Below are 25380 nucleotides of genomic sequence, written 5' to 3' on the forward strand. Positions count from 1 at the left end.
AAGATGAGCCTGCCTGCAACTAAAATCGATCGCCCTGAAATGGAACGCGACTTCGACTATGAGGGCCTGTACCGGCAGCAGGAACCGGCCCTCCAGGCCCTGGTGCGGCGCCTCTTTGACCACTCCCCCTACTACCGGGAGAAACTAAGTGCCGCCGGCATTACCCCAGGAGACATCCGGACAGCAGCCGACCTGGAACACATCCCCCTCACCGATAAAGGGGAGCTGCGTAACGGTAAGCCCCTGGGCCTCATGGCCGTGCCGGAAGAAAAAGTCGTCCGCATCCACTCCTCTTCGGGGACTACCGGTAAACCGATTATTATTCCTTATACGGCCGGTGATGTGGCTGCCTGGGCGCAGATGATGGCCCGCTGTTTCGCCCTGGCCGGCGTTACCAGCCGCGACCGGGTGCAGATAACTCCTGGCTACGGCCTCTGGACGGCCGGCATCGGCTTTCAGGCCGGAGTGGAATACCTGGGGGCCATGGCCATTCCCACTGGAGCCGGTAATACGGAGAAACAGCTGGAGATGATGGTCGATCTCCAGGCCACCGTCCTCACGGCTACCGCTTCCTACGCCCTCTTTCTAGGGGAGGAAATCGAGCGCCGGGGTTTACGGGAAAAAATCGCCCTGCGGGTCGGCCTCATCGGCTCGGAGCGCTGGGGTGAAAAAATGCGCCGGCGCATTGCGGAGCTCCTGGGAATCGATACCTTTGATATTTATGGCCTGACGGAGATCTACGGACCCGGCATCGGCCTGGATTGCCCGGCCCACGAAGGCATCCATATGTGGACGGACCACCTGCTGCTGGAAATCATTGACCCGGCAACGGGCAAACAGCTGCCGCCGGGTGCCACGGGGGAACTGGTAATCACCACCCTGACCAAGGAAGGCATGCCCCTCCTGCGTTACCGCACCCATGATCTGACCTGCCTGAAAGCGGCAGCCTGCTCCTGCGGCTCACCTTATCCTATGATCGAGCGCGTCCTTGGCCGCACCGACGATATGGTCAAAGTCAAGGGCGTCAATATCTTCCCGGGCCAGGTGGATAACGTCCTGCACCTTACCCCCGGTGCCGGTAGCGAGTACCAGTTGATCCTGACCCGCGACCAGGGCAAAGACCGGCTGCTGGTCAAGATAGAGTATCTCCCCGGTCACGCAGGCCCGGAGGTGGCCGCCGCTTGCCGCCACGAGATCAAAGCCCGGATTGGCATTTTGGCCGATGTGGAAGCCGTCCCCCTGGGCACCCTGCCCCGGAGCGAAAAGAAAACCCGGCGCGTCTACGACTACCGGGAGAATTGAAAGCAGGGCGCCAGCCCCTTGCTTAACGAACTTCTATCCCTTCCCAAAGGAACAGGCCGGGTAGCGGCATTCAGGGCAGTTCTGGCAGAGGCCCCCGGCCGCCAACCCGGCTATGTCGCCCCTGGTCGGCCTCTCCCCTACCAAGATGCGGGGCAGTACCAGGTCGAAAACCGTAGCCCGGTAGTACATCACACACCCCGGCAGGCCCATGATGGGCACCTCACCTTTATAGGCCAGCATGAACATGGCTCCGGGCAGTACCGGGGCCCCGTAGGTGACTACTTCCGCCCCGGAGCGCCGGATACCTTCCGGCGTCACATCATCCGGGTCCACCGACATCCCCCCGGTAAGAACCACCATTTCCATCCCTGCCACCAGCATTTCTTCTATGGCCTTCTGGATGGCCCCGGCGTCGTCGGGAACAATCTTTTCCAGGGCGACCTCAGAACCGTAGGCGGCTATCTTGGCCCGGACAACCGGCCCGAAAGCGTCCTTAATCCGGCCCTTATAAACCTCGCTCCCGGTAGTAATCAGACCCACCTGTAACCGCCGGTAGGGGGCGACGCGGATTATCCCTCCCGCTTCCCGGCAGATGGCCTCTACTTTCTCGATTATTCCCCGGGGTGCTACAAGGGGAATCAACCTGGTCCCGGCCACCACCTGGCCGGCAGCTACCGGGTAGTTGTTATGCAGGGTGGCCAGCATGATATCGGCGACCTCGTTAACCTGCTTTAAAGCCTCCAGCTTGATTTTTAATAGGCCGTTACGGGTTGCTTCTAGGTTGACCTTACCCTCTTTGGGTTCGCTAAAACTCAGGCCATGGTCCCCGTCACCTGCTGCCGCCCGGGCCAGACGCAGGGCCGCTTCATCCTCGTGGACCTCATCGGGGCCGAGATTCAGGACGTAGATATGTTCTTTACCCATCTGGAGTAATTCGGCTACGTCCTCGGGTTGGATAATATGGCCCTTTTTAAATCGCCTTCCCTTGAACTCCCCGGGGACGATCTTGGTGTGATCATGGGCCAGGATCTGGCCGACACTCTCCTCCACCCTGACCTTTCTTAGCATATATATATGCTCCTCCTCCTATTGGATAGTTTAGCCTGTATCATCCTGTTCCTTGCTCTCAGACAATTTTTTATATTTCGATGGAGCGGGTGTTAGCCCCCTTGTTAGAAACCCTCTACCAGATAATTCGCCACAACTGGCAAAATGCCTCCTGGTTTTAATCTTAATTAAATAATTTTCCTCGGGGTTAGATTAACTTGATAGCCCGGCGGTCGCAGGCCAGGAGGCAGCGGCCGCAGCCTAGGCAGGTGGAACCAATATACCAGGGTTCGTCGTCTTCTTCCCTGGTAAAGGACCGGGTGGTACAGGCCAGGCTGGCCGGGCAGGTGGCCAGGCCGTCGCAGAGGGCTGGATCAATATAGGCCTGCCGTTTCATAATAAACACTCCCCCTATATGCCAGCAGGGAACCGGTTATCTCCGGTTCCCTGCTGTTTATCTTACTGGATGGCGGCGTCAACCTGCTCCTTTAACTTCTCCCTGGGCATATAGCCGACAATGCGTCCCGCTTCCTGGCCATCCTTAAAGATCACCAGGGTGGGAATACTCATGATGCCATAGCGGGCAGCCAGTTCCTGGTTCTCATCGACATTCACCTTGGCAAATTTCACATTGCCGTCATAATCGGCGGCCAGTTGCTCCAGGACGGGGGCCATCATCCGGCAGGGGCCGCACCAGACGGCCCAGAAATCAACTACCACCGGCAGAGGAGCCGACAGAACCTCGGCCTCAAAGTCGCTATGATCAACATTAATGGGTTTGGCCATTATTTTCTCCTCCTAGTAATTTTGTACGCCATCAACTACCAGTTGCTTGAAGGGTCCAAAACCAACGAGATCAACGTCAACACCGCGGGAAGCCTTAATGCCTTTTTGCAGGTAAACCTTTAAACCATTAATCTGGTTCTGGATAAAGTTCTTTAAATCGGACGGTGCGCCTGCATACACGGCAGGGCGAACTGATAAACCAGCTCAACCACCACATATCTCCAGCTTAATGGTGATGGCTTCCGCTTTTTCCTTGATGTATTCCATGGCTTTAGGTGAAATGCGAATTTCCAATTTCAACCCCCCTCTCGTATAAGATTATACTTTACTATTTTTTCGCTGTCAATAGGTTTTTAAATTGGACGCTCCGGTTTTTGCTGCTGGGTAGCCTGATAGCGGAGCCTAGCCCGGCAAATTTCGCAGGTATAGACAGCGTTTTTATCCCGCGCCAGTTTCCGGTAATCTTTATGTACTTTGGTAATCTCCTCTTTACGACCACAGAGGGAACATTTTACTTCCATTGTTCTCCCTCCCTGACCCTAGTATTCCACATGAAAAATTTTTTTCCTCCTGGCGTATATTTTTTTTCATCCGGGAAAACATGAAGGCAGGTTACCGGTGAAGGAGAAGTCAACTTGTTACAGCGAGCAAAATTCTACCAGTTGGCCGGTGTCGTCCTGGACCTGGCAGTAGAAGCCCATGATCTCCTGCGCGGGGCTACCCGCCAGGAAGTACCCGGCGTACGGGAGGATAAAGAAAAACTTCCTCATGCCAACGTCACGACCATTACAATTATGAATCAAGCAGGCGAGCAGGCCATGGGGAAACCCCGCGGTATTTACATAACCATTGATGCGCCTGGTCTCCTGGTTGAAGATCCCCCTGTCCATGAAGAGATAGCCGGATTATTATCCCAGAAACTCAACCTCCTGCTGCAGAATTTGCAAATCGGACCAACAGATCCGGTTCTAGTGGTGGGCCTGGGAAACTGGGAGGCTACTCCAGACTCCCTGGGGCCCAAGGTAATCAATCAATTTACCGTTACCCGGCATCTATTTAAATACGCTCCCCAGAGTTTGCCGCCGGGAACCCGGCCTGTAAGCGCCCTGGCTCCGGGTGTCCTGGGTACCACTGGTATTGAAACAGCAGAAATTATCCGCGGGGTGGTTGAGAAAATCAAACCCCGGGTCATTATTGCCATTGATGCCCTGGCCGCTGGTGATTTAAACCGCGTCGGTAGTAGCATCCAGATCAGCGACACCGGCATCAATCCCGGTTCGGGGGTCGGGAACCAGCGACTGGGCATCAACTTGCAGACTATGGAGGTGCCGGTAATCGCTATTGGCATTCCCACTGTTGTTCACGCGGGAGTTATTATCTTTGAGGCCATCAACCGGTTGCAAGAGGCCTTTCCCAATGTCAATTTACCGTTTAACCAGGTCCTGGCCCAGAATCTCTCCCGGAATGTCCTGTCACCCTTCGGCGGCAACCTCACCGTTACCCCGAAAGAAGTTGACGACCTGGTCCACAACCTGGCCTGGGTCATTAGCAACGCCCTGAACCGGTCCCTGCATGCCAACTTGCTGCGTACTCACGCAGCCATACCTTTACATTAAAAAGGATGGCGGGTGTCACACCCGCCATCCGGGGTTTACTGTTACTGGGTCAAACCACTCGACTGGGCATTAAACTGCTGCGCGTTGAGGTTTAACTTCTGGCCACCGGCAGTAAAAGCGGGGTTGGGACCGCTAATACGCCCGGTAACGTTCTGGGCGGCACCCAGTTCCACATCAGCACCACCAAGGCCGCCAGCCGCCTGACCACTCAGGGTCGATTCGTAAGCAGCGATCATCTTTTTGACCATCAGCCCCCCGACAGAGCCGTTAACCTTGGAGGGCAGGTCACCCAGGTAACCGTCGTAATTGGAGATTCCCAGCTCGGTCGCAACCTCCTGCTTGAACCTTTCCATCTGGCCGCGAGCCTGGGGGATCAGGAGACGATTGGTCCTTCCACCTTGCGGCATTTTAGTTTCACCTCCTTTGTCCTTGTCTAGTCCTAGTATGTTCCGGTAGCCTCTTTTTATGCTTAACATTATTTGGCTAGCGTAATTTTACAGCTATACTACAAAAAAGGAAAAACCCTACCGGGAATGCTAAAAAATAAAGGCCTGTAGTAGGCCTTTGCCTTTTTAGAGCTGGCCGCCGTGGGCCTCGACAATCTCCCGGGCGGTAGCAACCTGATCTGGGCTGGTAACAATGGTCACCAGGAAGCCCTCGTTGCCGGCCACGCCGTAATTTTTTAAACCCACCCCACTGACTGAGGGGTCGGCCGCCAGTAAAGCCCGGGTGTCAGTTTTAATCAGGGGATTAATGTCCGCCGAATAAAGGCTCAGGCCGGTAATGGTATTGGCCTGGTTAGCCAGGGGGTTGTTATACTGGTCGTTATAGCGGGTACCGAAACGCCCCACCCGGTCAAACTGGACTTCGCTGATGCCGGCTTCTTTCAGAGCATTGATGGCCTCCTGGGCCCGGGTGCTGCTGGGAAAGTAAGCCAGTAAGGAACGTTCATCCTTTTCTAAACGCATGAGAAAACCCCCTTTACCACATCCTTTGTAACTACTCAGCCTGCCTGGTGGTCAGCTTGATAGTGATGGCACGGGCAGCTAGCTGGAATTAGCGAAACTTGCGGCAGGCAACGCTAGGACAAACGACTTGAGTAGTTACCATCTTAGTGTTATTGTGGCTTAAATAGTTGGGGCTCATGCTTTTTTTTACTGGAAAAGCAAATTAAAAATGTAAACTTTCCATTTTTTCCCTAGCAGCCCGGATGAGATCCTGGTACTCGGGCAAGAAGGCCCCCTGGTGGCAGATTTGCCGAGCATCCAGGCGGGCCTGCTCTAAAATACGCCGATCTTCCGGCAGCTGGGCCAGGCGAAATTCGGGCAAACCGTGCTGGCGGGTGCCAAAAAACTCCCCCGGGCCCCGCAGGCGCAGGTCGGCCTCGGCAATGGCAAAACCATCCTGGCTGCTGGCCAGCACCGCCAGGCGTTCCCGGGAGGCCGGGCTGTCACCGGCTATCAGAAAACAATAGGCCGGTGCCGTACCCCGGCCTACCCGGCCGCGCAACTGGTGCAGTTGGGCGAGGCCCAGCCTTTCTGCGCCTTCGATTAACATCACCGTGGCATTGGGTACATCCACCCCCACCTCGACTACCGTCGTCGCCACCAGGATGGCCAGGCGTCCTTCCCGGAAATCCGCCATAACCCTTTCCTTTTCTGCCGGCCGCAAACGGCCGTGGACCAGCCCCACGCTGTACGCCGGGAAAATCTCCTCCTGCAGCTTACGGGCCATTTCCCTGGCGGCTTCGGCAGTTACGGCGTCGCTCTCGTCGATGAGGGGACAGATAACGTAGGCCTGGTGGCCGGCCCGAATCTCCCGGTCGATTAAGCGGTAGGCCCGGGGCCGCTGCTTTTCCGTGATCACATATGTCGTAACCGGCTGCCGGCCTGGGGGTAATTCATCCAGGGTCGAGATATCCAAGTCCCCATAGACGGCCAGGGCCAGAGTCCTGGGAATAGGCGTCGCCGTCATAACCAGCAAGTCTGGGTTTTCGCCCTTGGCCTGGAGGGCAGCCCGCTGGTCAACGCCAAAACGGTGTTGCTCGTCGATTACCGCCAGGCCCAGGGCATTAAATTTTACCTCCTCCTGGATGAGGGCATGGGTACCTACCACTAGGGCCAGCTGGCCCCCGGCCAAGCCCCTGAGGATTGTTTCCCGCTCGGCCCGGGGAGTATTGCCCGTCAGGGTGACCACCGGCACCTCCAGGGGGGCCAGGAGTTCACCCAGGGTACGGCCATGCTGATCGGCCAGGACTTCTGTGGGTGCCATTAAGGCCGCCTGCCAGCCGCCGGCTGCCGCCTTGAGCATAGCAGCTGTGGCGACCACCGTCTTACCGGAACCGACATCTCCCTGGAGTAAACGGGCCATGGGCCGGGGGGCCTCCATATCGGCCAGGATCTCAGCCAGGACCCGTTCTTGGGCTGCCGTTAATTTAAAGGGCAAAGTGGTAATAAACCTGGTCACGAGTTCATTATTCCTGGTATGGGTTATTCCCCGCTGGTTCCCGGCCTGCTGCACCCGGTACAGGTTGAGCCCCAGTTCCCAGATTAAAAGTTCTTCGTATTTCAGGCGCCGCTGGGCCTGGTGCAGGCCCGCAGCATCAGGGGGAAAATGGATATAGCGCAGGGCCTGGAGACGCGGTAAAAGGCGGTACCGGCGGCTGAGGTCCGGCGGTAACACCTCCGGCAGTTCCTTTCCGGCTGTCTCCAGGGCCAGGTGAATTACCAGGCGCAGCCAGCGGTGGCTGAGACCGGCCGTCAAGGGATAAAAGGGGACAATCCGGCCCGTGTGGAGCTGGAGATCCCCCTCGCCAATGACTTCATAATCACTGACCTGGATCTCCGGCTGGTAACCCCGGTAATTGACCCTCCCGGTAAGGATTACAGTCGTCCTTGCAGGTAACTGGCGCTGTATATATGGCTGGTTAAACCATACGGCAAAACCTGTTCCCTGCCGGCCCTGGATGAGGGCCCGGGACAGCCGCAGGCGCGGGCGCAGTTCCCTCTCTTCCCAGGCCTTGACGGTCACTTGAACCGTTACTGTTTCCCCAGGCTTAACCGCCGCCAGGTCCTTTAGCTGGCGCCGGTCTTCATAACGCCGGGGGAAGTGCCACAACAAATCCCCCACCGTCGCAATGCCCAGCCGATGCAGCCTGGCAGCCTTCTGGCTGCCGACGTATTTTAAAGTTGCTACTGGACGGTCAATTATCATTCCTGCTCCTGTTTTTTGATAGCCGCATTTAAATCCTGCAGGAGTTCCTCCAGGTTAAGGCCGTGGATCCGGGCACCGCTGGCTATGGTCTCGGCTATGGCTCCCATACACTCCAGGCAGCCCATGCCGTGGCGAATAAAGACTGGGCGTACCTGGGGATAGGCCTGGAGGACCTCCATTATGGACAGGTCTTTGGTAATCTGTAACGGGATAACCCCTTTCTGAGGACTACCTGCCATCCACCTCGCCCCCTTTCCTGTATATTTTCCACATTCGCCGGCAACTCCCTGCCTGGCGGCAGAAATTTATTCCCGCCCATAATTTCCTTGCGTTTTGCCCCCTTCTCTGGTAAAATAGCCCTCGTAGGGTTTAAAGCGAGGTGAAAATTATGGCTATCTGCAGCGTTTGTGGCAAAAAAGCGGTGACCGGCCATCTGGTCAGCCACTCCAATATTAAAACCAAACGTACCTGGACCCCCAACCTGCAACGGGTGAAAATCCTGGTCAATGGTACCCCCCGCCGGGTCTACGTCTGTACCCGCTGCCTCCGTTCCGGTAAGGTTCAACGGGCCGTATAAAACCCCTAAAAAGAGGCTGCTCTAATAACGGTAAAGTACACCTCTGCCAGATTAGGATAGAAAGGCTAATAACAGGTAAATGAGTATTTAATAACCCGGGGTTAAATGAAACCCCGGGTTTTGACTTTTAACCCTCCCCGGCCGGCCAGGGCAGTTCCTGCAGTACTTCCCCCGTGGCCAGAGCCAGAAGTTGCACGCCCCGGTCATCGGCTACGGCTACTGTTTTTAGCTGGCCCAGGGGGCCGCTATGGGGTAGGCTGGGACTGCCGGGATTTAAGAAGAGACGGCCTTCCCTGGCTCTCAGAACCGGCACATGGGTATGACCGGTGATCCAAAGGTCGGCCCGGTAATAAGCTGCCAGGACGGGGGCGTCGCCCTCAGCCAGGCGGTGACCATGCTGGGCTATCAGGCGATGTTTACCCATCTGGAAGACTACCTGTTCGGGCAGGGGGAGGTTTAACACCATAGCATCGACCTCGGCGTCGCAGTTACCGCGGGCGATAAGCAGCGGCACCGGCGACTGCCGCAGGAGTTCGGCCAGATCGTTAGGGGCATAGGCGGCGATAATGGGATTCCGGGGTCCGTGGTAGAGAACGTCGCCGGCGTGGATAATCATCTCACAACCTTGAAAGCAGTTCGTCAGGGCCTGCTCCCAGGCAGTGCCGTCACCGTGGGTATCGCTGATAATACCGATGCGCATCCCTATTTACCCCGCCATCCCTTTGAACAGGTTGGCCATCTCCATGGCCACCACGGCAGCATCGAAGCCTTTATTGCCGGCCTTAGTCCCAGCCCTTTCAATGGCCTGTTCAATATTGTCGGCCGTAATTAAGCCGTAGATTACCGGTATGCCGGTGCCCAGGCTTACCTGGGCAATACCCTTGGTGACCTCGGCGGCTACATACTCAAAATGGGGGGTGGCACCGCGAATAACCGCCCCCAGGCAGATCACGGCGTCATAGCCCCTGACCGTCATTTTTTGGGCTGCCAGGGGAATCTCAAAGGCTCCCGGCACCCAGGCGATATCAATGGCGGCTGGGTCGGCGCCGTGACGATTCAGGGCATCAAGGGCTCCCTCCAGGAGCCGGGAGGTAATAAACTCGTTGAAACGGCTAATGACGATGCCAAATTTAAGTCCCCGGGCTTGGAGTTGTCCTTCAAGGATGTTGGGCATAATTATTCCTCCCTTTCAGCTGATATGCAACAGGTGGCCCATCTTTTCCTTTTTGGTCTTCAGGTAGCGCCGGTTAATCCTATTAGGGCAGACCTCAATGGGTACCCTTTCGACAACCTGGAGGCCGTATCCTTCCAGGCCGGCGATCTTTTTCGGGTTATTGGTCAAGAGGCGGATCTGGCGCACCCCCAGGTCGGCCAGGATCTGAGCGCCGATGCCGTAGTCCCGGAGGTCCGGCGGGAAACCCAGGGCCTCGTTGGCTTCCACTGTATCCTTACCCTCTTCCTGCAGCTTATAAGCCTTAATCTTGTTGAGGAGGCCGATGCCCCGGCCTTCCTGGCGCATGTAAAGGACTACCCCGGCCCCCTCAACTTCGATCATCTTCATGGCCTGCTGCAGTTGGTCGCCGCAGTCACAGCGTGCAGAACCAAAGACATCACCCGTCAGGCACTCCGAATGGACCCGCACCAGGACCGGACCACCGGTGGCAATATCGCCCTTTACCAGAGCTAGGTGTCCCTTACCGCTCATAACCTCTTCATAGGCCAGGGCCTTGAAGTGACCATACCTGGTGGGTAGGTCAGCCTCGGCCACCCGGCGTACCAGTTTCTCTGTCCGGCGGCGATATTCAATCAAGTCGGCCACCGTAATTAACATTAGGCTGTGTTCCCGGCAGAATTTATACAGTTGAGGCACCCGGGCCATGGTCCCGTCGGGGTTCATAATCTCGCAGATAACCCCAGCCGGGTACAGGCCGGCCAGACGCGCCAGGTCGACGGCTGCTTCGGTATGGCCGGCGCGGCGCAAGACCCCATCCGGCTTCGCCCGCAGGGGAAAGATGTGACCGGGCCGGCGCAGGTCCTCGGGCCTGGTCGCGGGATCAAGGAGCCTTTTAATGGTGGCGGCTCGTTCAAAGGCGGAGATACCGGTAGTAACCTCGGCGGCGTCTACCGAGACGGTAAAGGCCGTACCCATGGACTCGGTATTCTGGGTAACCATGGGGTTCAGTTCCAGTTCATCCAGGCGCCGTCCTTCCATGGGTACGCAAATGAGACCGCGGCCGTGGGTGGCCATGAAATTAATGGCCTCCGGTGTCACCCGGGCGGCGGCCATGACCAGGTCGCCCTCATTCTCCCGGTCTTCATCATCGACGACAACGACCATCCGCCCGGCTTTGATAGCGTCAATAGCCTCTTCAATGGTATTAAAAATTACTCTTTCACCCATCATTTACACCTGCTTTCCTGATCCCCTTTTTTTAATAGTTAATGGCCGGGATCTTTAGTTATAGCCCCTGCACCTGTAAGTGGCCCCCATCATCTGTACAGAGGACCTTTCAAGTTTCGCCGCGGGAATGCTGTGCCTACGAGAGGCTCTCAGGCTCTCTTCATTACTTAAGGAATCCCTGGGTGGCCAGGAATTCCAGGGTCAGGCCTTTCTGGTCTGATTCCTCCTGGGGGCGGTTTAAAAGCCTTTCCAGATAACGGGCCAGGAGATCGACCTCGATATTGACTTTATCCCCAGGCCCTTTACTCCCCAGGATAGTATTCCCGGCCGTGTGGGGAATAAGGCCGATGGTGACCTGGTTCCCCGCGATGCCTATAACCGTCAGGCTGGTGCCATCTACGGCCAGGGAGCCTTTGGGGGCAATATAGCGGGTCAGGCCTACCGGCACGGCCAGGGTCAATTCCCAGGCGATGCCTAGCTGCTGCCTGGCCTTTATCTCCCCGACGCCGTCGATATGGCCGCTGACCAGGTGGCCCCCCAGGCGCTCCCCTAACTGGAGGGCCCGTTCCAGATTGACCCTGTCCCCCACCCTTAAGGAACCCAGGGTGGTCACCCGCAGGGTTTCGGCCATGACTTCGGCCACCAGGGAGGCCGGCGTCAGGTCCACCACCGTCAGGCAGGCGCCGTTGACGGCGATACTGTCACCCCGCCGGGTACCCGCCAGCACCTTCCCGGCGGTTATGGTCAGCCGGGCACCCTGGGAGACGGTGGCAATATCCCGAACAGTACCTATCTCCTCTACTAATCCGGTAAACATGGTCCTTCCTCTCTTTTACCCAAATACCCACTTAGCATTATATCCTCCCCGCAAGGTTCCACTACCAAACCGTCCAGCCGCCACGCGTCCTCTGGATCGGCGACACCCAAACCGCCGACCGGCCCCGGCGCCTCCACCCCCCCGAAGATCTTCGGGGCAATAAAGGCTATTACTTTATCTACCACCCCGGCCGCCAGGGCGGTGGCGTTGACCCCCCTCCCGCCTTCTACCAGGATACTGGTAATCTGGCGCCGGGCGAGTTCTGCCAGGAGGGGTTGCCAGGCTACCCGGCCTTCTTCCTCTGGCAGGACGAGGACTTGGACGCCCCTGGCGGTCAGCTCTTCCCGGGCCGCTGCCGGGGCTGCAGCCGTCGTGGCTACCAGAGTAGGGGCGGCGGACTGGAGGTTAACTACCCTGGTGGTTAGTGGTAACCTGAGGTGGCTGTCCAGGATTACCCTGACGGCATCCCGGCCCCGGCCTGCGGGCAGGCGGGTAGTTAATTCCGGGTCATCGGCCAGAACAGTGCCAATACCTACTAAGATGGCGTCATGGGTATCCCGCAACTCATGGGCCCGTTCCCTGGCTTCCGGTCCGGTAATCCAACGGGCGGCGCCGGTACGAGTGGCAATCTTGCCGTCCAGGGTCAGGGCCATCTTCAGGGTCACCCAGGGATTCCCGGTGGTAATATACTTGATAAAGGCCTCATTTAATTGTCGCGCTTCCTCCCCTAGCAGGCCCGTCTCGACCTCAATACCTGCCTGCCGCAGGGCCTGAAAACCGCCCCCGGCCACCTTGGGATTGGGATCGGCCATGGCGGCTACCACCCGGCGAATGCCGGCGGCGATGATGGCCGCCGTACACGGGGGAGTACGACCGTAGTGGCAACAGGGCTCCAGGGTGACATAAAGGATGGAACCCCGGGCCGCTGGCCCGGCGGCCTGTAAGGCGTGGATTTCAGCATGGGGGGTGCCGGCCTTTTGGTGGTAACCCTCCCCTACTACCCGGCCGTCTTTGACGATGACGGCCCCCACAGCCGGGTTGGGGCTGGTCCGGCCCAGGCCCCGCCGGGCCAGATCCAGGGCCCGGCGCATAAAGATGGTATCCTGTGGTTGCATGAGCACGCCTCCGTAAAGATTGGGGCAACAAAAAAACCCGGAACGCTCCGGGGTTAGACAGGCAGAAAATACTACTCTCCTTCTCCCCTCCAGACTTTTACTGTCGGCCCCGGAATTACACCGGATCTGCCTTGCGGCTCGCGGGCTTTACCGCCGGTAAGGAATTGCACCTAACCCCGAAGGATGTTACTGACATTATAGCGCTCTGGTTGATCGGCGTCAAGGTTTCGTGACTTAGATTCTCGGCACCAAGACTACCATTTCTAAAATTTCCTTTTCGGCCACGCTATCCGGAATGCTGCTGTTATTTGATATTAATACTTTAGCTCTTTAAAAGAACTATTTTTCGCTAGCAATAATCTTGAAAACAACCGGTTTATTGGGGTCAGGACAGGCTACGAATGTAACCCCTTCTTCGGCATCCCAAGGATGGCGACCGCCAAGCTCTAATACTCGCAGGTGGGGCCACAGGGAATGAAAAGCGGCGGCGCAAAAATCAGCCGGACAACGCTCAAAATCGAAGGTAAATTCCTGTCCTTCCTGATGACAATGGCAGGTACCCCGTTCAGGGTGACAGGCAACTCGTTCAACGACGATTTTAATAGGTTTAGGTTTAGGACCTTGCTGGTTAATCATATTATTAGCCTCCATCCTAACTCTTTTTGTAAGGTTTGGCCAAGGCTGCCGGCTCTACTGTTCTACCGGCGCCTGCCATCACTATCAGGGTCAATACATAAGGCAGCATTAACAAAAATTGGTAGGGAATATTTACACCCGTCGCTTGTAAGCGTAATTGCAAAGCGTCAGCAAAACCGAATAATAAACTGCCAAGCAATGCTCCCAAGGGGTTATATTTCCCCAAGATTATAATTGCAAAGGCCATAAACCCTTTATCAGCGGACATCATTTCGACAAATGTATTAGCATTGGCTAAAGACAGATAGGCACCGCCAATACCCCCTAGCAAGCCGCTAAGCAAAACACATATAGTTCGGTATAAATTAACATTTAGCCCAACTGTATCCGCAGCCTCCGGATGCTCGCCAATGGAACGAATCTCCAGTCCCCAAGCAGTTCGATATAAAATGATCCAAGTGGCGAAAACAACCAGGAATCCTAGATATACCAGAATGTTTTGTTCAAATAAAATCGGCCCGAGATAAGGAATATGACTTAAAACCGGTAACTTGAGGTTGGGAAACATAGCTACATTGGTTAAATTACTACTGACGCCAAAAATCGCGCGGTAAAAGAAACCGGTAATCCCGGCAGCAAAGAGGACCAGTGCCGTTCCGATTACGGCCTGGCTACCCCCAAGTTTAACTGTCATATAACCATAAATGGATGCCGTTAGCCCCCCGGCCAGCATGGCCACTATAACTCCCATAAATAAACTCCCGGTATAGAACGCACCCATAAAGCCCCCAAAAGCGCCCACCAATAGGATGCCTTCCATGCCGATACTCAAGACACCGGCCTTTTCCGAAAAAATGCCGCCCATAGTAGCCCAGATCAGGGGTGTGGCCATTCGAATTGTTGCCTGGAGGACAGTTACCAGGAAGGCTAAATTAAGATAAGTTTTAAGCATGAACGTTATCCTCCCCGGCACTAATTTTCTTGTGGTTGGGTTTTAGTTTATAATCATAAACAGCATAGCCGACGACAAAGAAGATTACCAGAGCCTGAACCAACGAGGCTAAAACTGAAGGTACATTGACACTCCGAGCCATCATATTGGAACCAGTGGTAAGGGCGCCAAAAAGCAAGGCTGATAGGATTACCGCCAAGGGATTTTCCCGGGCTAGTAAAGCTACGGCAATGGCTGTATAACCGTATCCTGGCGAGATGTTCTGGTAGAGTTTCCAGGTTACGCCCATTACCTCCACGGCCCCGGCCAGTCCGGCCAGACCACCGCTTAGAGCCATGGTCATAACAATATTTCCCTTAACATTAATACCAGCGTATTCTGCCGCCTCGGTATTGGCGCCCACAGCCCGGATCTGGTAACCCCAGACGGTTTTATAGAGCAGCAAATAGCACAAGATAGCAACCAGTATAGCCAGTAATAAACCGGCGTGTAACCTTGTACCGGGTAGAATAACCCCTAATTTGGCCGTATCCAGGATCTCGGCCGTCTCCGGGTAAAAGTGCCTTGGTTCCTGAAGGGGTCCTTGAACTATATAAGAAACAAGTTGAATGGCAATGGAGTTTAACATTACCGTCGTTACAACTTCCGAAGCCCCTACCCGGGCCTTAAAATAACCCGGTAATGCACCGTAGAGGGCACCGGCAATAAAAGCCACCAGCAGCAAGAGAGGAATGAAAAAGAAAGCAGGTATGCCTTTGCCAGCAACCCCCAGCCAGCTTACTGCCAGGGCTCCGATATAAAACTGACCCTCGGCCCCGATATTAAAAGATCGCCCTTTAAAAGCGATGGCCACACCGACACCGGTCAGTAGTAAAGGAACGGTCTTTAGCAACGTTTCCGCAAGGCTCTCTTTGCTGCCAAAGGCACCTAGAAGCATGGCCTGATAGGCTACCGCAGGATTGTAACCTGCAACGGCCATAATGATGGCCCCGATGATTAAGGCCGACATTACGGCCAGAAAGGGTAAAAATAGATTTCCTTTAGTCGCAGCAACTATCTGCTCCATTATGTCCATTATTAATCCTGCCCTATTAGCTCTCAAGGTTAGCACCTTCTTTCGGCTTTAGGGCTACAAACATTTCTTTAACCCCCGCCATCATCTGGCCTAACTCCTCTTCGCTGATGTCCGGCCATACCAAACCTGTTAACCGACCATCATGCATTACGGCAATCCGATCACTTAGGGACATAATCTCCTCTAGTTCAGAAGATACCAGTAAGATTGCTTTACCTTTGGCTCTTTCCTCCAGAAGGCAGTTATGAATATACTCTACCGCGCCGACATCCAGGCCGCGAGTCGGCTTTACAGCGATTAAAATCCTGGGATCACCACTAATCTCCCTGGCGACGACAACTTTTTGCTGATTTCCGCCTGACAACGAAGAAGCTAAGGCCTTGTGGCCGTCGGCTTTAATTCGATATTGCTTTATAAGCTTGTCAGCGTGGGAATTAATTATTGCTGATTGTAAAAGAAAATTACGCGAGAAAGGCGATTTGTAATGGTCGACCAGGATCATGTTTTCAGCTAGATTAAAACTTAAAATCAGGCCCCGGGCTTGACGGTCCTCAGGGATATGGGCCAAGCCTGCTACCCGTATTTGCCGGGGGGATTTGCCCGTTATTTCTTGTCCTGCGAGGAAGATCTGGCCTCCATCTGGTTTTATCAAACCGGTAATAGCTTCAATCAACTCTTTCTGGCCATTACCGTCTACTCCGGCAACCCCTAGTATTTCACCACCCCAAACATCCAGGCAAATTTTCCGGCAAACGTCGCGCCCCTTGGTCTTAACGTGCAAATCTTTGATTGCCAGCATAGGTTGCTTCAAACTGACGGCCTGCCTTTTTTTCTGAGGCCGGGTCAGTTCACGGCCAATCATCATTTGAGCCAGCTGAGCTTCGTTAGTATCTTTGGTATTAACGGCGCCCACCACTTCACCTTGACGTAACACTATCACCCTTTGGCTGACAGTCATAACTTCATCGAGTTTATGGCTAATAAAAATAATAGCTTTATTCTCCTTTTGCAACTGCTTGATAACTGTAAAAAGCTCCCGGGTTTCCTGTGGGGTTAAAACCGCCGTTGGTTCATCGAGGATCAAAATCTTGGCGCCACGGAAAAGGGCCTTTAGAATCTCTACTCGTTGCTGTAAGCCAACCGGCAAACTGCCAACCCGGGCCTGGGGATCGAGATCGAAATTATATTTTCGGAAAAAATCCTTAACCGCCATATTACTTTTAACCTTGGATAGGTAAATACCTGTTTTTTGGCGCATACCCAAAATCAGGTTTTCCGCCACCGTAAAATTAGCAACCAGCATAAAATGTTGGTGAACCATACCAATGCCCAGATCGATGGCCTGTCGCGGCGATTTGAGGTTTACTAAATGACCCTGTATTTTAATTTCGCCTTTATCGGGCTTCTCCAGGCCATAGATGATCTTCATTAAAGTCGTTTTACCAGCACCGTTTTCTCCTAGCAGGGCAACAACTTCCCCTTCATTTACTGTAAAAGAAATTCCTTTATTAGCAACCACGCGGCCAAAAGTTTTCGTTATGTCCCTTGTCGCCAGCGCTTCCACAACTTTCACCTTCCTGAAGGGCGGAGCGCCTTAAACGCTCCGCCCTTTTTTACTTAATAAGCGCCAATGTCAATCTTAATCTTGCCGGCTGTAAGATCACTCTTTGCCTTCTCAAAAGCATCTTTTACATTTTGCGGGATACTGGGATACATTTTTTCATTCCATAAAAACTTAACTACATCTTCCTTAACCCCTACATTAATGGTTCCCGGTTTCCATGTGCCGTCCTTAACCTGTTTAGCTACCATTTCAAAGGCATTACCCATATCAAGCATGGCATCAGCCACTACTGTGTCGGGATATTTCGCGGAAGCACGGCTGTAAGCGCCAAAAGTTTTAATGCCCTTAGACTTATTTTGTTCTACAGCTTCATAAACGCCCTGGCCGGCCGCATTGGCGCTCACCCAGAAAAAATCGACACCGGAATTAATCATCGCCAGGGCTGCTTCGCGCCCTTTACCCACGTCGGTTTGGGTTCCCAGGTAGGTAGTGACTACCTCTACTTTAGGATTAGTATCTTTAACTCCCTGAGTAAAAGCTTTTAAAGTTTTCGTGATGGCTGGCATGTTCGTACTTCCAATAGCCCCAACTTTACCTGTTTTAGTCCAATTGGCAGCTACCACGCCCATAAGATAAACAGCCTGTTCCATTTGAAAGTAAATTGGGGAGACGTTGTCCATTATCGTGGTACCGCCACTGGTAATGAAAATCGTCTTGGGAAACTGGGGCGCTACCCTTTTAGCGGCATCCTGATAATCATAACTATGGCCAAATACAATATTGTAACCTTTGTTGCCATAATCTGTAAAGCCTTCGACAACATCTGATGGTGACTTGACCTCCATGTAACTTCCTTCTACACCCATATCCTTTTCCAACTTTTTCAGACCTTCGTATCCCTCCGTGCTCCAACCGCCATCATTAATTGTATTGGGTACCAGCAACCCCACTTTAAAGACTGATTTTTCCGTCCCAGCTGGTGTTTTGACCTGGTCACCAGTCGCCTTGGAAGTATTGCTACCACATCCACTTAAGACCAGCATGACCATAAACGTTATCAAGACGAGCGCAAATCCTGCTTTTTTTAAACACCGCATTTGTTTAACCCCCTTTAATTTTTAATTTAGTCTCCTCTTAATCCTTAACACTCAAGTTAAAACCTTGCTATCATCTCCTTTATTGCCCTTGCTATTCAGTTGCCATATTTAATCTTTAGCCATCACACCCTTTCATGATAAAAAAATATAACAAATAATGTTGCTTCATTAGCTAGATTTAATAACTTTATCTTTTCCAGCTAAACTCTAATATATTTTTTTAACGAATCTCCGGGCAACAATTCGGGCCTTTTCCAGGACCCTTTCCTCATCAATTGTAACGATACGGTTTCCCGTCATTACCACCTTGCCATCAATAATCACGGTGTCGATATTAGTAGGGTTGGAGGTATAAACCAGCGTAGCCAGAGGATCGTGCATAGGAAAGGATTGCGGTTTGAGCGGATTGTAAATAATCAAGTCCGCCTTTTTCCCCGCTTCCAGGGAGCCAATTTCCTTTTCTAACCCTAAAGCCCTGGCGCCATCAATAGTGGCCATCCGCATTATATCCCTGGCACTTATAACCGTAGGGTCATGGCTAATAACCTTAGGTAATAGGGCAGCTATTTTCATGGTTTCCAGCATGTTAAGGGAATCATTACTGGCAGCGCCGTCTGTCCCAAGGCTTAAATTAAGTTGTTGTTTTTGGAAAATAGCTACCGGCATCGCCCCGGAACCTAAAATCATATTGCTCACCGGGTTATAAGAGATTTTGACATTATTTCTTTTAAGAGTTGTTGCCCCGCGGGCATCAATATGCACGCAATGAACAGCCAGGAAATATTGATTAAGAAGACCTATTTCCTCTAAGTAAGCTAGAGCCGTCTTATTATACTGCTCCCGGCAAAAAGTATCATCTAGTTTCGTTTCGTTTAAATGCATGGTTATCGGTATCTGATGTTCCCTGGCAAAATCACACACAGTCCGTAGACCTGTATCGGTCATATTCCAAATTGCCGTCGGGGCTAACCAAATCCGGTTGCTATATTTAAAGTGTAGGCGCAAAGTATCCGCCAAAAAGTCCTCCCTTTCTTCTACCATGCCCATTTGTTTATTAGTACCATATAATTTCTCCGAAAACCCCCGGGCTAGAAAGCCACGAATACCAAGCTCGTCAAAGGCCTGCAAAATAACATCGCTGAGATTAGGTTGGGGATGGGCATACATATAATCCAGAATTGCCGTTGCTCCCGAATGCAATGCTTCGATACAACCTGCCAGGGCTGCTAAATAACAAACTTCCGCATCCAGATGCGGTATGTAGGGCCTGATTACTGTATTTAGCCAATCATGCAGGTGCAAATCATAGGCAAATCCTTTAAGTACCGTTTGAAAAAGGTGGGTATGAGTATTAATCAAGCCAGGAAAAATGTATTTGCCGTCAGCATTGATTTTTTCTTTAGCAATATATTGTTTCTTGATGACGTGGCTGGGACCAATAGCTACGATGTGACCATTATTGATGGCAATACTTCCCGTTTCATACCAGGTGTCATTGGTATCCATGGTGTAGATTTTCCCGTTCTCAATTAAAAAATCGACGTCCAGCATTTTAATCTTCCTCGTTATATTGCTTCTTAAATTCCTCGTCCAGTAATTTAGCTATCTCCTCGAGGGAAGCAATCGCTTTGTTTTTTAGCCTTTTACCGATTAAGTACAAAATCACATTAAACAAAGTTGTAGCGGCCGTGTAGGAAATAAAAGGACCATCCACGCAAACCGATAAGGTTAAGTCTGCTTTTTGAACCAAAGGGGAATCCGGTTTATCCGTAATAGCAATCGTCTGGCAGCCTTTTTCTTTGGCGAACCGTAGGATATCTAAAGTAAAGTTTTTACCCATTAAAAAACTACTGCCAATAACAAGATCCTGTTCGTTCCAGGTCCTTAGGATATCATAAGAAATCCCAATCCCTGGTGTCAGTAAATTAACATTACCCAGTAACTCATTTAAAAAAACGTAGAAAATAATATTCGGGCCCAGGGCACCCCGCAGGCCTGCGAGGCCTATCCGTCTGGCTTTGACAATCATTTCTACGGCTTGAAACAAGATATCAGGGGGTATTTTTTTAAAGGTTGCCTGGATGTTTTGCATATCTTGTTCAACTACCCGCAGGTACCCATCGGCATTTTCAGCCTCATTGGCCATCCACTGCCGGAACTGATCGGCCACCCACAGACGTTTTCTAATAAAAAGCTGGATATTCTCCTGCATATCCTTATACCCGGAAAAACCTAGATCTACTGCCATTCGCACTACTACCGATTCACTAATCTCGGCTTGGCGGGCGATGGTGGCTGCTGGTGCAAAAGCAGCTTCTTCAAGGTTATTAAGAATATATTCGGCAACTTTCCGTTTGCCCCGGCTTAATTGCGGTAACATCTCTTGAATATGAGCTTTAATGTCAATCATCATTAGTCAACCCCCATCTCTATTATTTATATTCGCCACGTTTGCAGGATTTCCTGCTATATTTTAAAAAAGTAAGCAAGAATTGTTGCCAAACACTATGGCGTCTATTTTGGTTGCCTATGACAACAAACGGATTTTGCTTTTTGTGATCCAGTTAGGCTATGATAGGAATAAGAAATCTTGTCTTATTGGGAGGATTTTTATGACCTTAAATTGGACCCAAACCACCAATTGCGACCAGTTACGGACTTTCCTGAATGCTAACCTGCCCGTAGATAATATTTATCTTATCAAGCCAAACTGGTTTGATCCTCGGCCCGGAAGTTTTACCAGTGCGGCGACGCTAGACCTGATATCCAGCGCTTTACCAGGAAAAAAGATTATTATCGAGGGCCATTCCCATTCGCGAAATGATCTTTCACTAAAAATCACTCCGGAAAATATGGATAACCAACGAGAGTGGATTCGTGCCCAAGAAAAAAAATACCTGGACCGGACGGGTATTGCCGAAGTCCTGGCCAGGCACAAAATCGAGTATATAAACATTACCGAAGAATTTTGGGCCGGCAAGGTGATGCCTGGTGAGCGTATCAAACTTCAAGTAAAAAAGAATTTTGGGCCGTTGGTTTATCCGGAATTCTACACCTTTATACCGGAAAAACTTTTTGCCTTACGCAATCATACTTTAATAGATCTGGCAAAAATTAAAATATGTAGCCCCACCAGTAAGGATTTTAGTTTGAGCCTAAAAAATTTATTTGGTTTAATCCCTTACCCCTCCCGGCTTAAATATCACACGAACCTACCTCAAGCTATTATCGATATTAACAAGGTTTATTGTTCCCTTTTCAATGTTATAGCTGTCATAGAAGGTATCAACGAAGCTGTTGTTTTTAACAAAACAGGCCCGTATCAGACCCCCTGGAGCCATTTCGATGTTTTAAAAGATCTAGGTTTGGTAATCACTTCGGACAACCTGGTAACTGCCGATGTTTTTTGTGGCCGTTTGCTAGGACAAGATCTTTTATCACGGACCCTAATTAAGCTCGGCCAACAAACCTTCGGTCCTGTTGTTCATGATCTCCTCGCTCAGGCCCCACTTCTGTTTGATATCAGCAAAGTTTAGTTTCTCTATAATCTACTATATTTAAGCAAGTCCCTTTTGGTATCAGAAGCCACAATTTGACAGAAACCCAAGGCAAGTAGGTTTATCTAGTCCGCCTTGGGTTAATAATGCTGCTAATCTTTATAAATGCGTTGCCCGCTTTAGGCTAGTCACCTTGCAATAAAATCAAGAAGGACCATGTAACCAGCCAAGTTTCAAGGTACTGGAGGATAACCTGTTTTTTATTCTTCAACGCTAGATATTACTAGCTTTGATGAATGTAGTTTATTTTACCGGCCTGGCGCAGATCCCTGATGGCTTTTTCCCGGTCGCTGCTGCCGAAGACTGCCGACCCGGCCACCAGGACCCTGGCCCCGGCCTGGCAGACGGCCGGGGCCGTCTCCGGGGTAATGCCGCCATCAACGGCCAGGAGGATATCCAACTTGCTTTCTCGCAGCCGGGCCGCCAGGGAGGCGATCTTGGGCAGCATAGCCGGGATAAACTCCTGGCCGCCGAACCCCGGGTTGACGGTCATTAAAAGGATCATCTCCACTTCCCCCAGGATGTGATCGAGGACGGCCAGGGGCGTCGCCGGGTTCAGGGCTACGGCCGGCCGGCAACCGGCCTCCCGGATCTGCTGCAGGGTCCGGTGCAAGTGGGTGCAGGCCTCTGCATGAACGCTGATGTAATCGGCCCCTGCCCGGGCGAAGGGTATAATAAAACTCTCCGGCCGCGACAACATTAAGTGCACATCAAAGACCAGATGGCTATGGGGCCGCAGGGCGGCTACTATGTCCGGGCCAAAGGTCAGGTTGGGAACAAAATGGCCGTCCATAATATCCAGGTGCAGCCAGTCGGCCCCGGCTTCGGCGATGGCCTCGACTTCCGCCCGCAGGTTACCGAAGTCTGCGGCCAGTAATGAAGGAGCAATAAGCGGCAATTTAAAAACTCCTTTCCCCGGTAATGATCTCGTCCAGGAAAGCGAGGTAGTGTTCATAACGATGTGGTAGGATCCGTCCGGCATCCAGGGCGGCTTTAACGGCGCAACCTGGTTCCCCCCGGTGCAAACAGGAGGTAAAGCGGCATTGACCCTGCAGGGGGAGCATTTCCGGGAAATAGCCGGCTACTTTCTCTCGAGTTAGCGACGGCAGGTCCAGGCGACTGAAACCGGGGGTGTCGGCCACCCAACCGCCCTTAGGCAGCCGGATTAGTTCCACCTGGCGGGTGGTGTGGCGGCCACGACCGCCCTTGGAGCTAACTTCCCCGGTGCGCAGGTTAAGGCCGGGCTGGATGGCGTTTAATAGGGAAGACTTCCCCACCCCGGAGGGACCGGCAAAGGTACTGAGCTTACCGGTCAGAAAGGCTTTAAGTTCGTCAATACCTTGCCCGGTACGCGCGCTGGTTACTAAACTCCGGTAACCAATCTGCCGGTAAATCCCGGGTAGGTCCTGGAATTCCTTTTTAATTATATCGGCTTTATTCCAGATGATAGCGGTCTCGAAGTCTTTGACCCCGCTCAAAAAAAGCAGGCGGTCCAGTAATTCCAGGTCGGGAGGAGGTTCACCCAGGGCAAAAACAATGATGGCCTGTTCCACATTGGCCACGGCCGGCCTTTCCAGGCAGGTGCGCCGGAGAAGCAGGTCTTCGATCACCCCCTCCCCCGGTCCCACAGGTTTTATAATCACCCGGTCACCAGGCAGAAAAGCAGCATCCTGTAGCCGGAAGCGGCCGCGTAGGCGACAGGTCCAGACCTGGCCGTTACTCTCCACATAATAAAAGCCGCCATATCGTCGCACAAGGGTGCCTTCCATCCCTGCCTCCCCTACTGCAAATCCTGTTGAAAAATAACATTACCGTCCCGGAATACCTGCAGCTTTCCCTTGCCAAAATAGTTCACCACGGCTTGGATCTGCTGACCCTTTTTCTGCTTCTTTTTCAGCACCTCATTGGTTCCCTTGGCATCGGTAACTACTACCCGTACCTCGTGATCCTTATCATCCGGTGCCGGGTCAATGGTCACGGCCACCTGTTTCTGCACCGGACCCGGGCCCTGGCTGACCACCAGATTGATAGCGCTTCCCTGTAAGACACTGGTTCCCTCCCGGGGATCCTGGGCGAGGATGATATCCTGGAACTGATCGTCACTGCGCTGGTAGGTCAGGGTACCCTGGGTCAATTTAGCCTCCTGGAGTTTTTGCTGGGCCTCGGCCAGGGTAGAGCCTATCAGCTTGGGAACGGTGGTAAACTGGGGTTCCGGGCCTTGGCTAAGGATCAGCCTGACCTCGGCCCCCTCCGGTTGCTGGCTGTCAGCCGGGGGATTCTGATCGACTACCGAACCGGCTGGAATAGTAGGGTGATATACCTTCAAGGTATCGGCCGCCACCTTGAAATTGGCGTTTTCCAGCATTAAACGAGCGTTACGTTCTGTTTGACCTACGACACTGGGGACCCGGACCAATTTCTTTCCCTGGCTAACGGTCAGGGTAACAACCCGACCCCGGCGCACCCGCGCGTTGGCGGCAGGATCCTGGGCCATCACCTGGCCGGCGGGTATGCTGGCATCATACTGCCGGGCACCAACCTGGCCACGCAAACCGGCGGCCGCCAGCTGGTCCAGGGCCTGGCCCTCGGGCAGGCCAACGACGGCAGGCACCTGGGTCTCGCCAACGGCCAGGTAGTAACGAAAACCGGCCCACAACCCGGCCGCCGCCAGGCCCAGGAATAGCAGGGCCACCAGCACCCAGGCCCAGACCCGAGGCCGCCGACGAGGTTTATGAGGGGTAGCGGGAAGCGGGTCAAGGGCCTCTATTGCCGGCAAAACCTGGGTGGCGAAGGAGGCGTCCGCCAGGGCGTTCTTAACCGCCCGCAGGTCGGAACGTAAAGCCGCCGCCGATGGGTAGCGCCGGTACGGATCTTTTTCTAGGGAGCGCATGACAATGCGTTCCAGGGCCGGGGGGACATTGGGGTTCAAGTCCCGTAAAGGCCGGGGGCTTTCCTGCAGGTGCTTAATGGCCACAGCCACCGGTGTTTCCCCCTGAAAGGGGAGAATGCCAGTCAGCATTTCATAGAGGACAATACCCAGGGAATAAATATCGGCCGTAGCCCCGACAACTCCACCCCGGGCTTGTTCCGGCGCCAGGTAATGAACAGAACCAATCATATTCCCGCTCTGGGACATGGTAACTTCGCTGACGGCCTGGGCAATCCCGAAATCAGTTACCTTAACCCGGCCGTTACGGGTAATAAGGATATTATGGGGCTTAATATCGCGATGGACAACCCCGTTTTCATGGGCATGCTCCAGGGCGTCACAGATCTGCTGGGCAATATCGATGGCTTCCAGGGGTGGCAGGGGAGCCCGTTCGGAGATGAGATCCTTGAGGGACCTACCCTCGACATACTCCATAATTAAATAATGCAGGCCGTCGTCCTGACCAACGTCGTAAATGCTGACGACATTGGGATGGGATAGGCTGGCTACAGCCTGGGCTTCCCGCTGGAAACGGGTTAAAAATTCTTTATCGCTGGCATACTGCTCCCGCAGAATCTTAATCGTTATGCTCCGGTTCAGCAGACGGTCCTGACCACGGTAGACCCGGGCCATACCGCCGCCCCCGAGCTCACTAATTATCTCATAACGACCTTCAAGGATTTTCCCAATCATCTT

The 25380-nt window shown here is 53.1% G+C and carries 28 protein-coding genes and 1 riboswitch; of the genes, 4 read left to right on the plus strand and 24 right to left on the minus strand.

Translation table 11 applies throughout. The features are described 5' to 3' along the window. Positions 1-3 precede the first annotated feature (3 nt). Positions 4-1302 carry a phenylacetate--CoA ligase family protein gene (locus SDD30_RS00425; RefSeq protein WP_434072949.1) on the plus strand — a complete coding sequence of 433 codons (1299 nt, stop codon included), beginning with the start codon at positions 4-6 and terminating at the stop codon, positions 1300-1302. A 33-nt stretch (positions 1303-1335) separates the two neighbouring features. Here SDD30_RS00425 and SDD30_RS00430 read toward each other — a convergent pair whose 3' ends face one another. The 5 genes from SDD30_RS00430 to SDD30_RS00450 all read right to left on the minus strand — a co-directional run bounded on the left by SDD30_RS00430 (position 1336) and on the right by SDD30_RS00450 (position 3656). Next, the gene (locus SDD30_RS00430) at positions 1336-2370 is read right to left on the minus strand and encodes a molybdopterin-binding protein (RefSeq protein ID WP_434072950.1); all 1035 of its coding nucleotides are present in this window, start codon (positions 2368-2370) and stop codon (positions 1336-1338) included. A gap of 187 nt (positions 2371-2557) precedes the next feature. Beyond that, positions 2558-2746 carry a hypothetical protein gene (locus SDD30_RS00435; RefSeq protein WP_434072951.1) on the minus strand — a complete coding sequence of 63 codons (189 nt, stop codon included), beginning with the start codon at positions 2744-2746 and terminating at the stop codon, positions 2558-2560. Between the two features lie 62 nt (positions 2747-2808). Next, a complete protein-coding gene (gene trxA / locus SDD30_RS00440) occupies positions 2809-3135 on the minus strand; it encodes a thioredoxin (RefSeq protein WP_434072952.1) in 327 nt (108 codons plus the stop codon). Positions 3136-3147: 12 nt separating this feature from the next. Beyond that, complete coding sequence (locus SDD30_RS00445) at positions 3148-3429, minus strand: CC/Se motif family (seleno)protein (RefSeq protein WP_434072953.1); 282 nt, start codon at positions 3427-3429, stop codon at positions 3148-3150. Positions 3430-3488: 59 nt separating this feature from the next. Continuing rightward, the gene (locus tag SDD30_RS00450) at positions 3489-3656 is read right to left on the minus strand and encodes a DUF2197 domain-containing protein (RefSeq protein ID WP_434072954.1); all 168 of its coding nucleotides are present in this window, start codon (positions 3654-3656) and stop codon (positions 3489-3491) included. 114 nt (positions 3657-3770) lie between these two features. Between SDD30_RS00450 and gpr the strand changes: the two genes are divergently transcribed. Continuing rightward, a complete protein-coding gene (gene gpr, locus SDD30_RS00455) occupies positions 3771-4751 on the plus strand; it encodes a GPR endopeptidase (protein ID WP_434072955.1) in 981 nt (326 codons plus the stop codon). A gap of 41 nt (positions 4752-4792) precedes the next feature. Here gpr and SDD30_RS00460 read toward each other — a convergent pair whose 3' ends face one another. The 4 genes from SDD30_RS00460 to SDD30_RS00475 all read right to left on the minus strand — a co-directional run bounded on the left by SDD30_RS00460 (position 4793) and on the right by SDD30_RS00475 (position 8203). After that, complete coding sequence (locus tag SDD30_RS00460) at positions 4793-5158, minus strand: alpha/beta-type small acid-soluble spore protein (protein WP_434072956.1); 366 nt, start codon at positions 5156-5158, stop codon at positions 4793-4795. 165 nt (positions 5159-5323) lie between these two features. After that, entirely contained in the window at positions 5324-5719 is a 396-nt protein-coding gene (locus tag SDD30_RS00465; protein WP_434072957.1) for a hypothetical protein, read from the minus strand. Positions 5720-5921: 202 nt separating this feature from the next. Then, positions 5922-7964: an ATP-dependent DNA helicase RecG gene (gene recG / locus SDD30_RS00470; RefSeq protein WP_434072958.1), complete on the minus strand. Its 2043-nt coding sequence runs from the start codon at positions 7962-7964 to the stop codon at positions 5922-5924. Further along, positions 7961-8203 carry a DUF1858 domain-containing protein gene (locus SDD30_RS00475; protein WP_434072959.1) on the minus strand — a complete coding sequence of 81 codons (243 nt, stop codon included), beginning with the start codon at positions 8201-8203 and terminating at the stop codon, positions 7961-7963. The genes recG and SDD30_RS00475 overlap by 4 nt, the downstream gene beginning before the upstream one ends. Positions 8204-8352: 149 nt before the next feature. Between SDD30_RS00475 and rpmB the strand changes: the two genes are divergently transcribed. Further along, positions 8353-8541 carry a 50S ribosomal protein L28 gene (gene rpmB / locus SDD30_RS00480; protein ID WP_434072960.1) on the plus strand — a complete coding sequence of 63 codons (189 nt, stop codon included), beginning with the start codon at positions 8353-8355 and terminating at the stop codon, positions 8539-8541. A 127-nt stretch (positions 8542-8668) separates the two neighbouring features. Here rpmB and yfcE read toward each other — a convergent pair whose 3' ends face one another. From yfcE to SDD30_RS00540, 12 genes are all read right to left on the minus strand, one after another. Further along, complete coding sequence (yfcE, locus tag SDD30_RS00485; RefSeq protein WP_434072961.1) at positions 8669-9241, minus strand: phosphodiesterase; 573 nt, start codon at positions 9239-9241, stop codon at positions 8669-8671. A gap of 6 nt (positions 9242-9247) precedes the next feature. Beyond that, positions 9248-9715, minus strand: a complete 468-nt coding sequence (ribH, locus tag SDD30_RS00490) for a 6,7-dimethyl-8-ribityllumazine synthase (RefSeq protein ID WP_434072962.1) — start codon at positions 9713-9715, stop codon at positions 9248-9250. 15 nt (positions 9716-9730) lie between these two features. Beyond that, positions 9731-10942 carry a bifunctional 3,4-dihydroxy-2-butanone-4-phosphate synthase/GTP cyclohydrolase II gene (locus SDD30_RS00495; RefSeq protein WP_434073121.1) on the minus strand — a complete coding sequence of 404 codons (1212 nt, stop codon included), beginning with the start codon at positions 10940-10942 and terminating at the stop codon, positions 9731-9733. A gap of 163 nt (positions 10943-11105) precedes the next feature. Then, entirely contained in the window at positions 11106-11759 is a 654-nt protein-coding gene (locus SDD30_RS00500; protein WP_434072963.1) for a riboflavin synthase, read from the minus strand. After that, positions 11744-12874, minus strand: a complete 1131-nt coding sequence (ribD, locus tag SDD30_RS00505) for a bifunctional diaminohydroxyphosphoribosylaminopyrimidine deaminase/5-amino-6-(5-phosphoribosylamino)uracil reductase RibD (RefSeq protein WP_434072964.1) — start codon at positions 12872-12874, stop codon at positions 11744-11746. The genes SDD30_RS00500 and ribD overlap by 16 nt, the downstream gene beginning before the upstream one ends. A gap of 73 nt (positions 12875-12947) precedes the next feature. Beyond that, positions 12948-13062: riboswitch (FMN riboswitch) on the minus strand. Positions 13063-13213: 151 nt separating this feature from the next. Further along, positions 13214-13510, minus strand: a complete 297-nt coding sequence (locus SDD30_RS00510) for a TIGR04076 family protein (protein ID WP_434072965.1) — start codon at positions 13508-13510, stop codon at positions 13214-13216. 16 nt (positions 13511-13526) lie between these two features. Then, on the minus strand, positions 13527-14462 hold the full coding sequence (locus tag SDD30_RS00515) for an ABC transporter permease (RefSeq protein ID WP_434072966.1): 936 nt from the start codon (positions 14460-14462) through the stop codon (positions 13527-13529). Continuing rightward, a complete protein-coding gene (locus SDD30_RS00520) occupies positions 14455-15537 on the minus strand; it encodes an ABC transporter permease (RefSeq protein ID WP_434072967.1) in 1083 nt (360 codons plus the stop codon). The genes SDD30_RS00515 and SDD30_RS00520 overlap by 8 nt, the downstream gene beginning before the upstream one ends. 16 nt (positions 15538-15553) lie before the next feature. Further along, positions 15554-17101 (minus strand): ABC transporter ATP-binding protein, encoded by a 1548-nt coding sequence (locus SDD30_RS00525; protein ID WP_434072968.1) that lies wholly within the window; start codon positions 17099-17101, stop codon positions 15554-15556. A 53-nt stretch (positions 17102-17154) separates the two neighbouring features. Beyond that, the gene (locus SDD30_RS00530) at positions 17155-18198 is read right to left on the minus strand and encodes a BMP family protein (RefSeq protein ID WP_434072969.1); all 1044 of its coding nucleotides are present in this window, start codon (positions 18196-18198) and stop codon (positions 17155-17157) included. Between the two features lie 207 nt (positions 18199-18405). Next, positions 18406-19749, minus strand: a complete 1344-nt coding sequence (locus tag SDD30_RS00535; protein WP_434072970.1) for an amidohydrolase family protein — start codon at positions 19747-19749, stop codon at positions 18406-18408. Position 19750: 1 nt separating this feature from the next. Then, positions 19751-20611: a MurR/RpiR family transcriptional regulator gene (locus SDD30_RS00540; protein WP_434072971.1), complete on the minus strand. Its 861-nt coding sequence runs from the start codon at positions 20609-20611 to the stop codon at positions 19751-19753. 199 nt (positions 20612-20810) lie between these two features. Between SDD30_RS00540 and SDD30_RS00545 the strand changes: the two genes are divergently transcribed. Then, positions 20811-21734: a DUF362 domain-containing protein gene (locus tag SDD30_RS00545; RefSeq protein WP_434072972.1), complete on the plus strand. Its 924-nt coding sequence runs from the start codon at positions 20811-20813 to the stop codon at positions 21732-21734. Between the two features lie 244 nt (positions 21735-21978). Here the strand turns inward: SDD30_RS00545 and rpe are convergent, their stop codons facing one another. The 3 genes from rpe to pknB are packed head-to-tail and all read right to left on the minus strand — an operon-like array spanning position 21979 to position 25377. Then, complete coding sequence (gene rpe / locus SDD30_RS00550) at positions 21979-22653, minus strand: ribulose-phosphate 3-epimerase (protein ID WP_434072973.1); 675 nt, start codon at positions 22651-22653, stop codon at positions 21979-21981. Between the two features lies 1 nt (position 22654). Continuing rightward, positions 22655-23524, minus strand: coding sequence for a ribosome small subunit-dependent GTPase A (gene rsgA / locus SDD30_RS00555; protein ID WP_434072974.1), 870 nt, complete (start codon positions 23522-23524; stop codon positions 22655-22657). Positions 23525-23535: 11 nt separating this feature from the next. Then, positions 23536-25377: a Stk1 family PASTA domain-containing Ser/Thr kinase gene (pknB, locus tag SDD30_RS00560; RefSeq protein ID WP_434072975.1), complete on the minus strand. Its 1842-nt coding sequence runs from the start codon at positions 25375-25377 to the stop codon at positions 23536-23538. Positions 25378-25380: the final 3 nt, after the last annotated feature.

The organism is Moorella naiadis (nom. illeg.), assembly GCF_051020825.1.
Classification (GTDB): Bacteria; Bacillota; DSM-521; order Neomoorellales; family Neomoorellaceae; genus Neomoorella; species Neomoorella naiadis.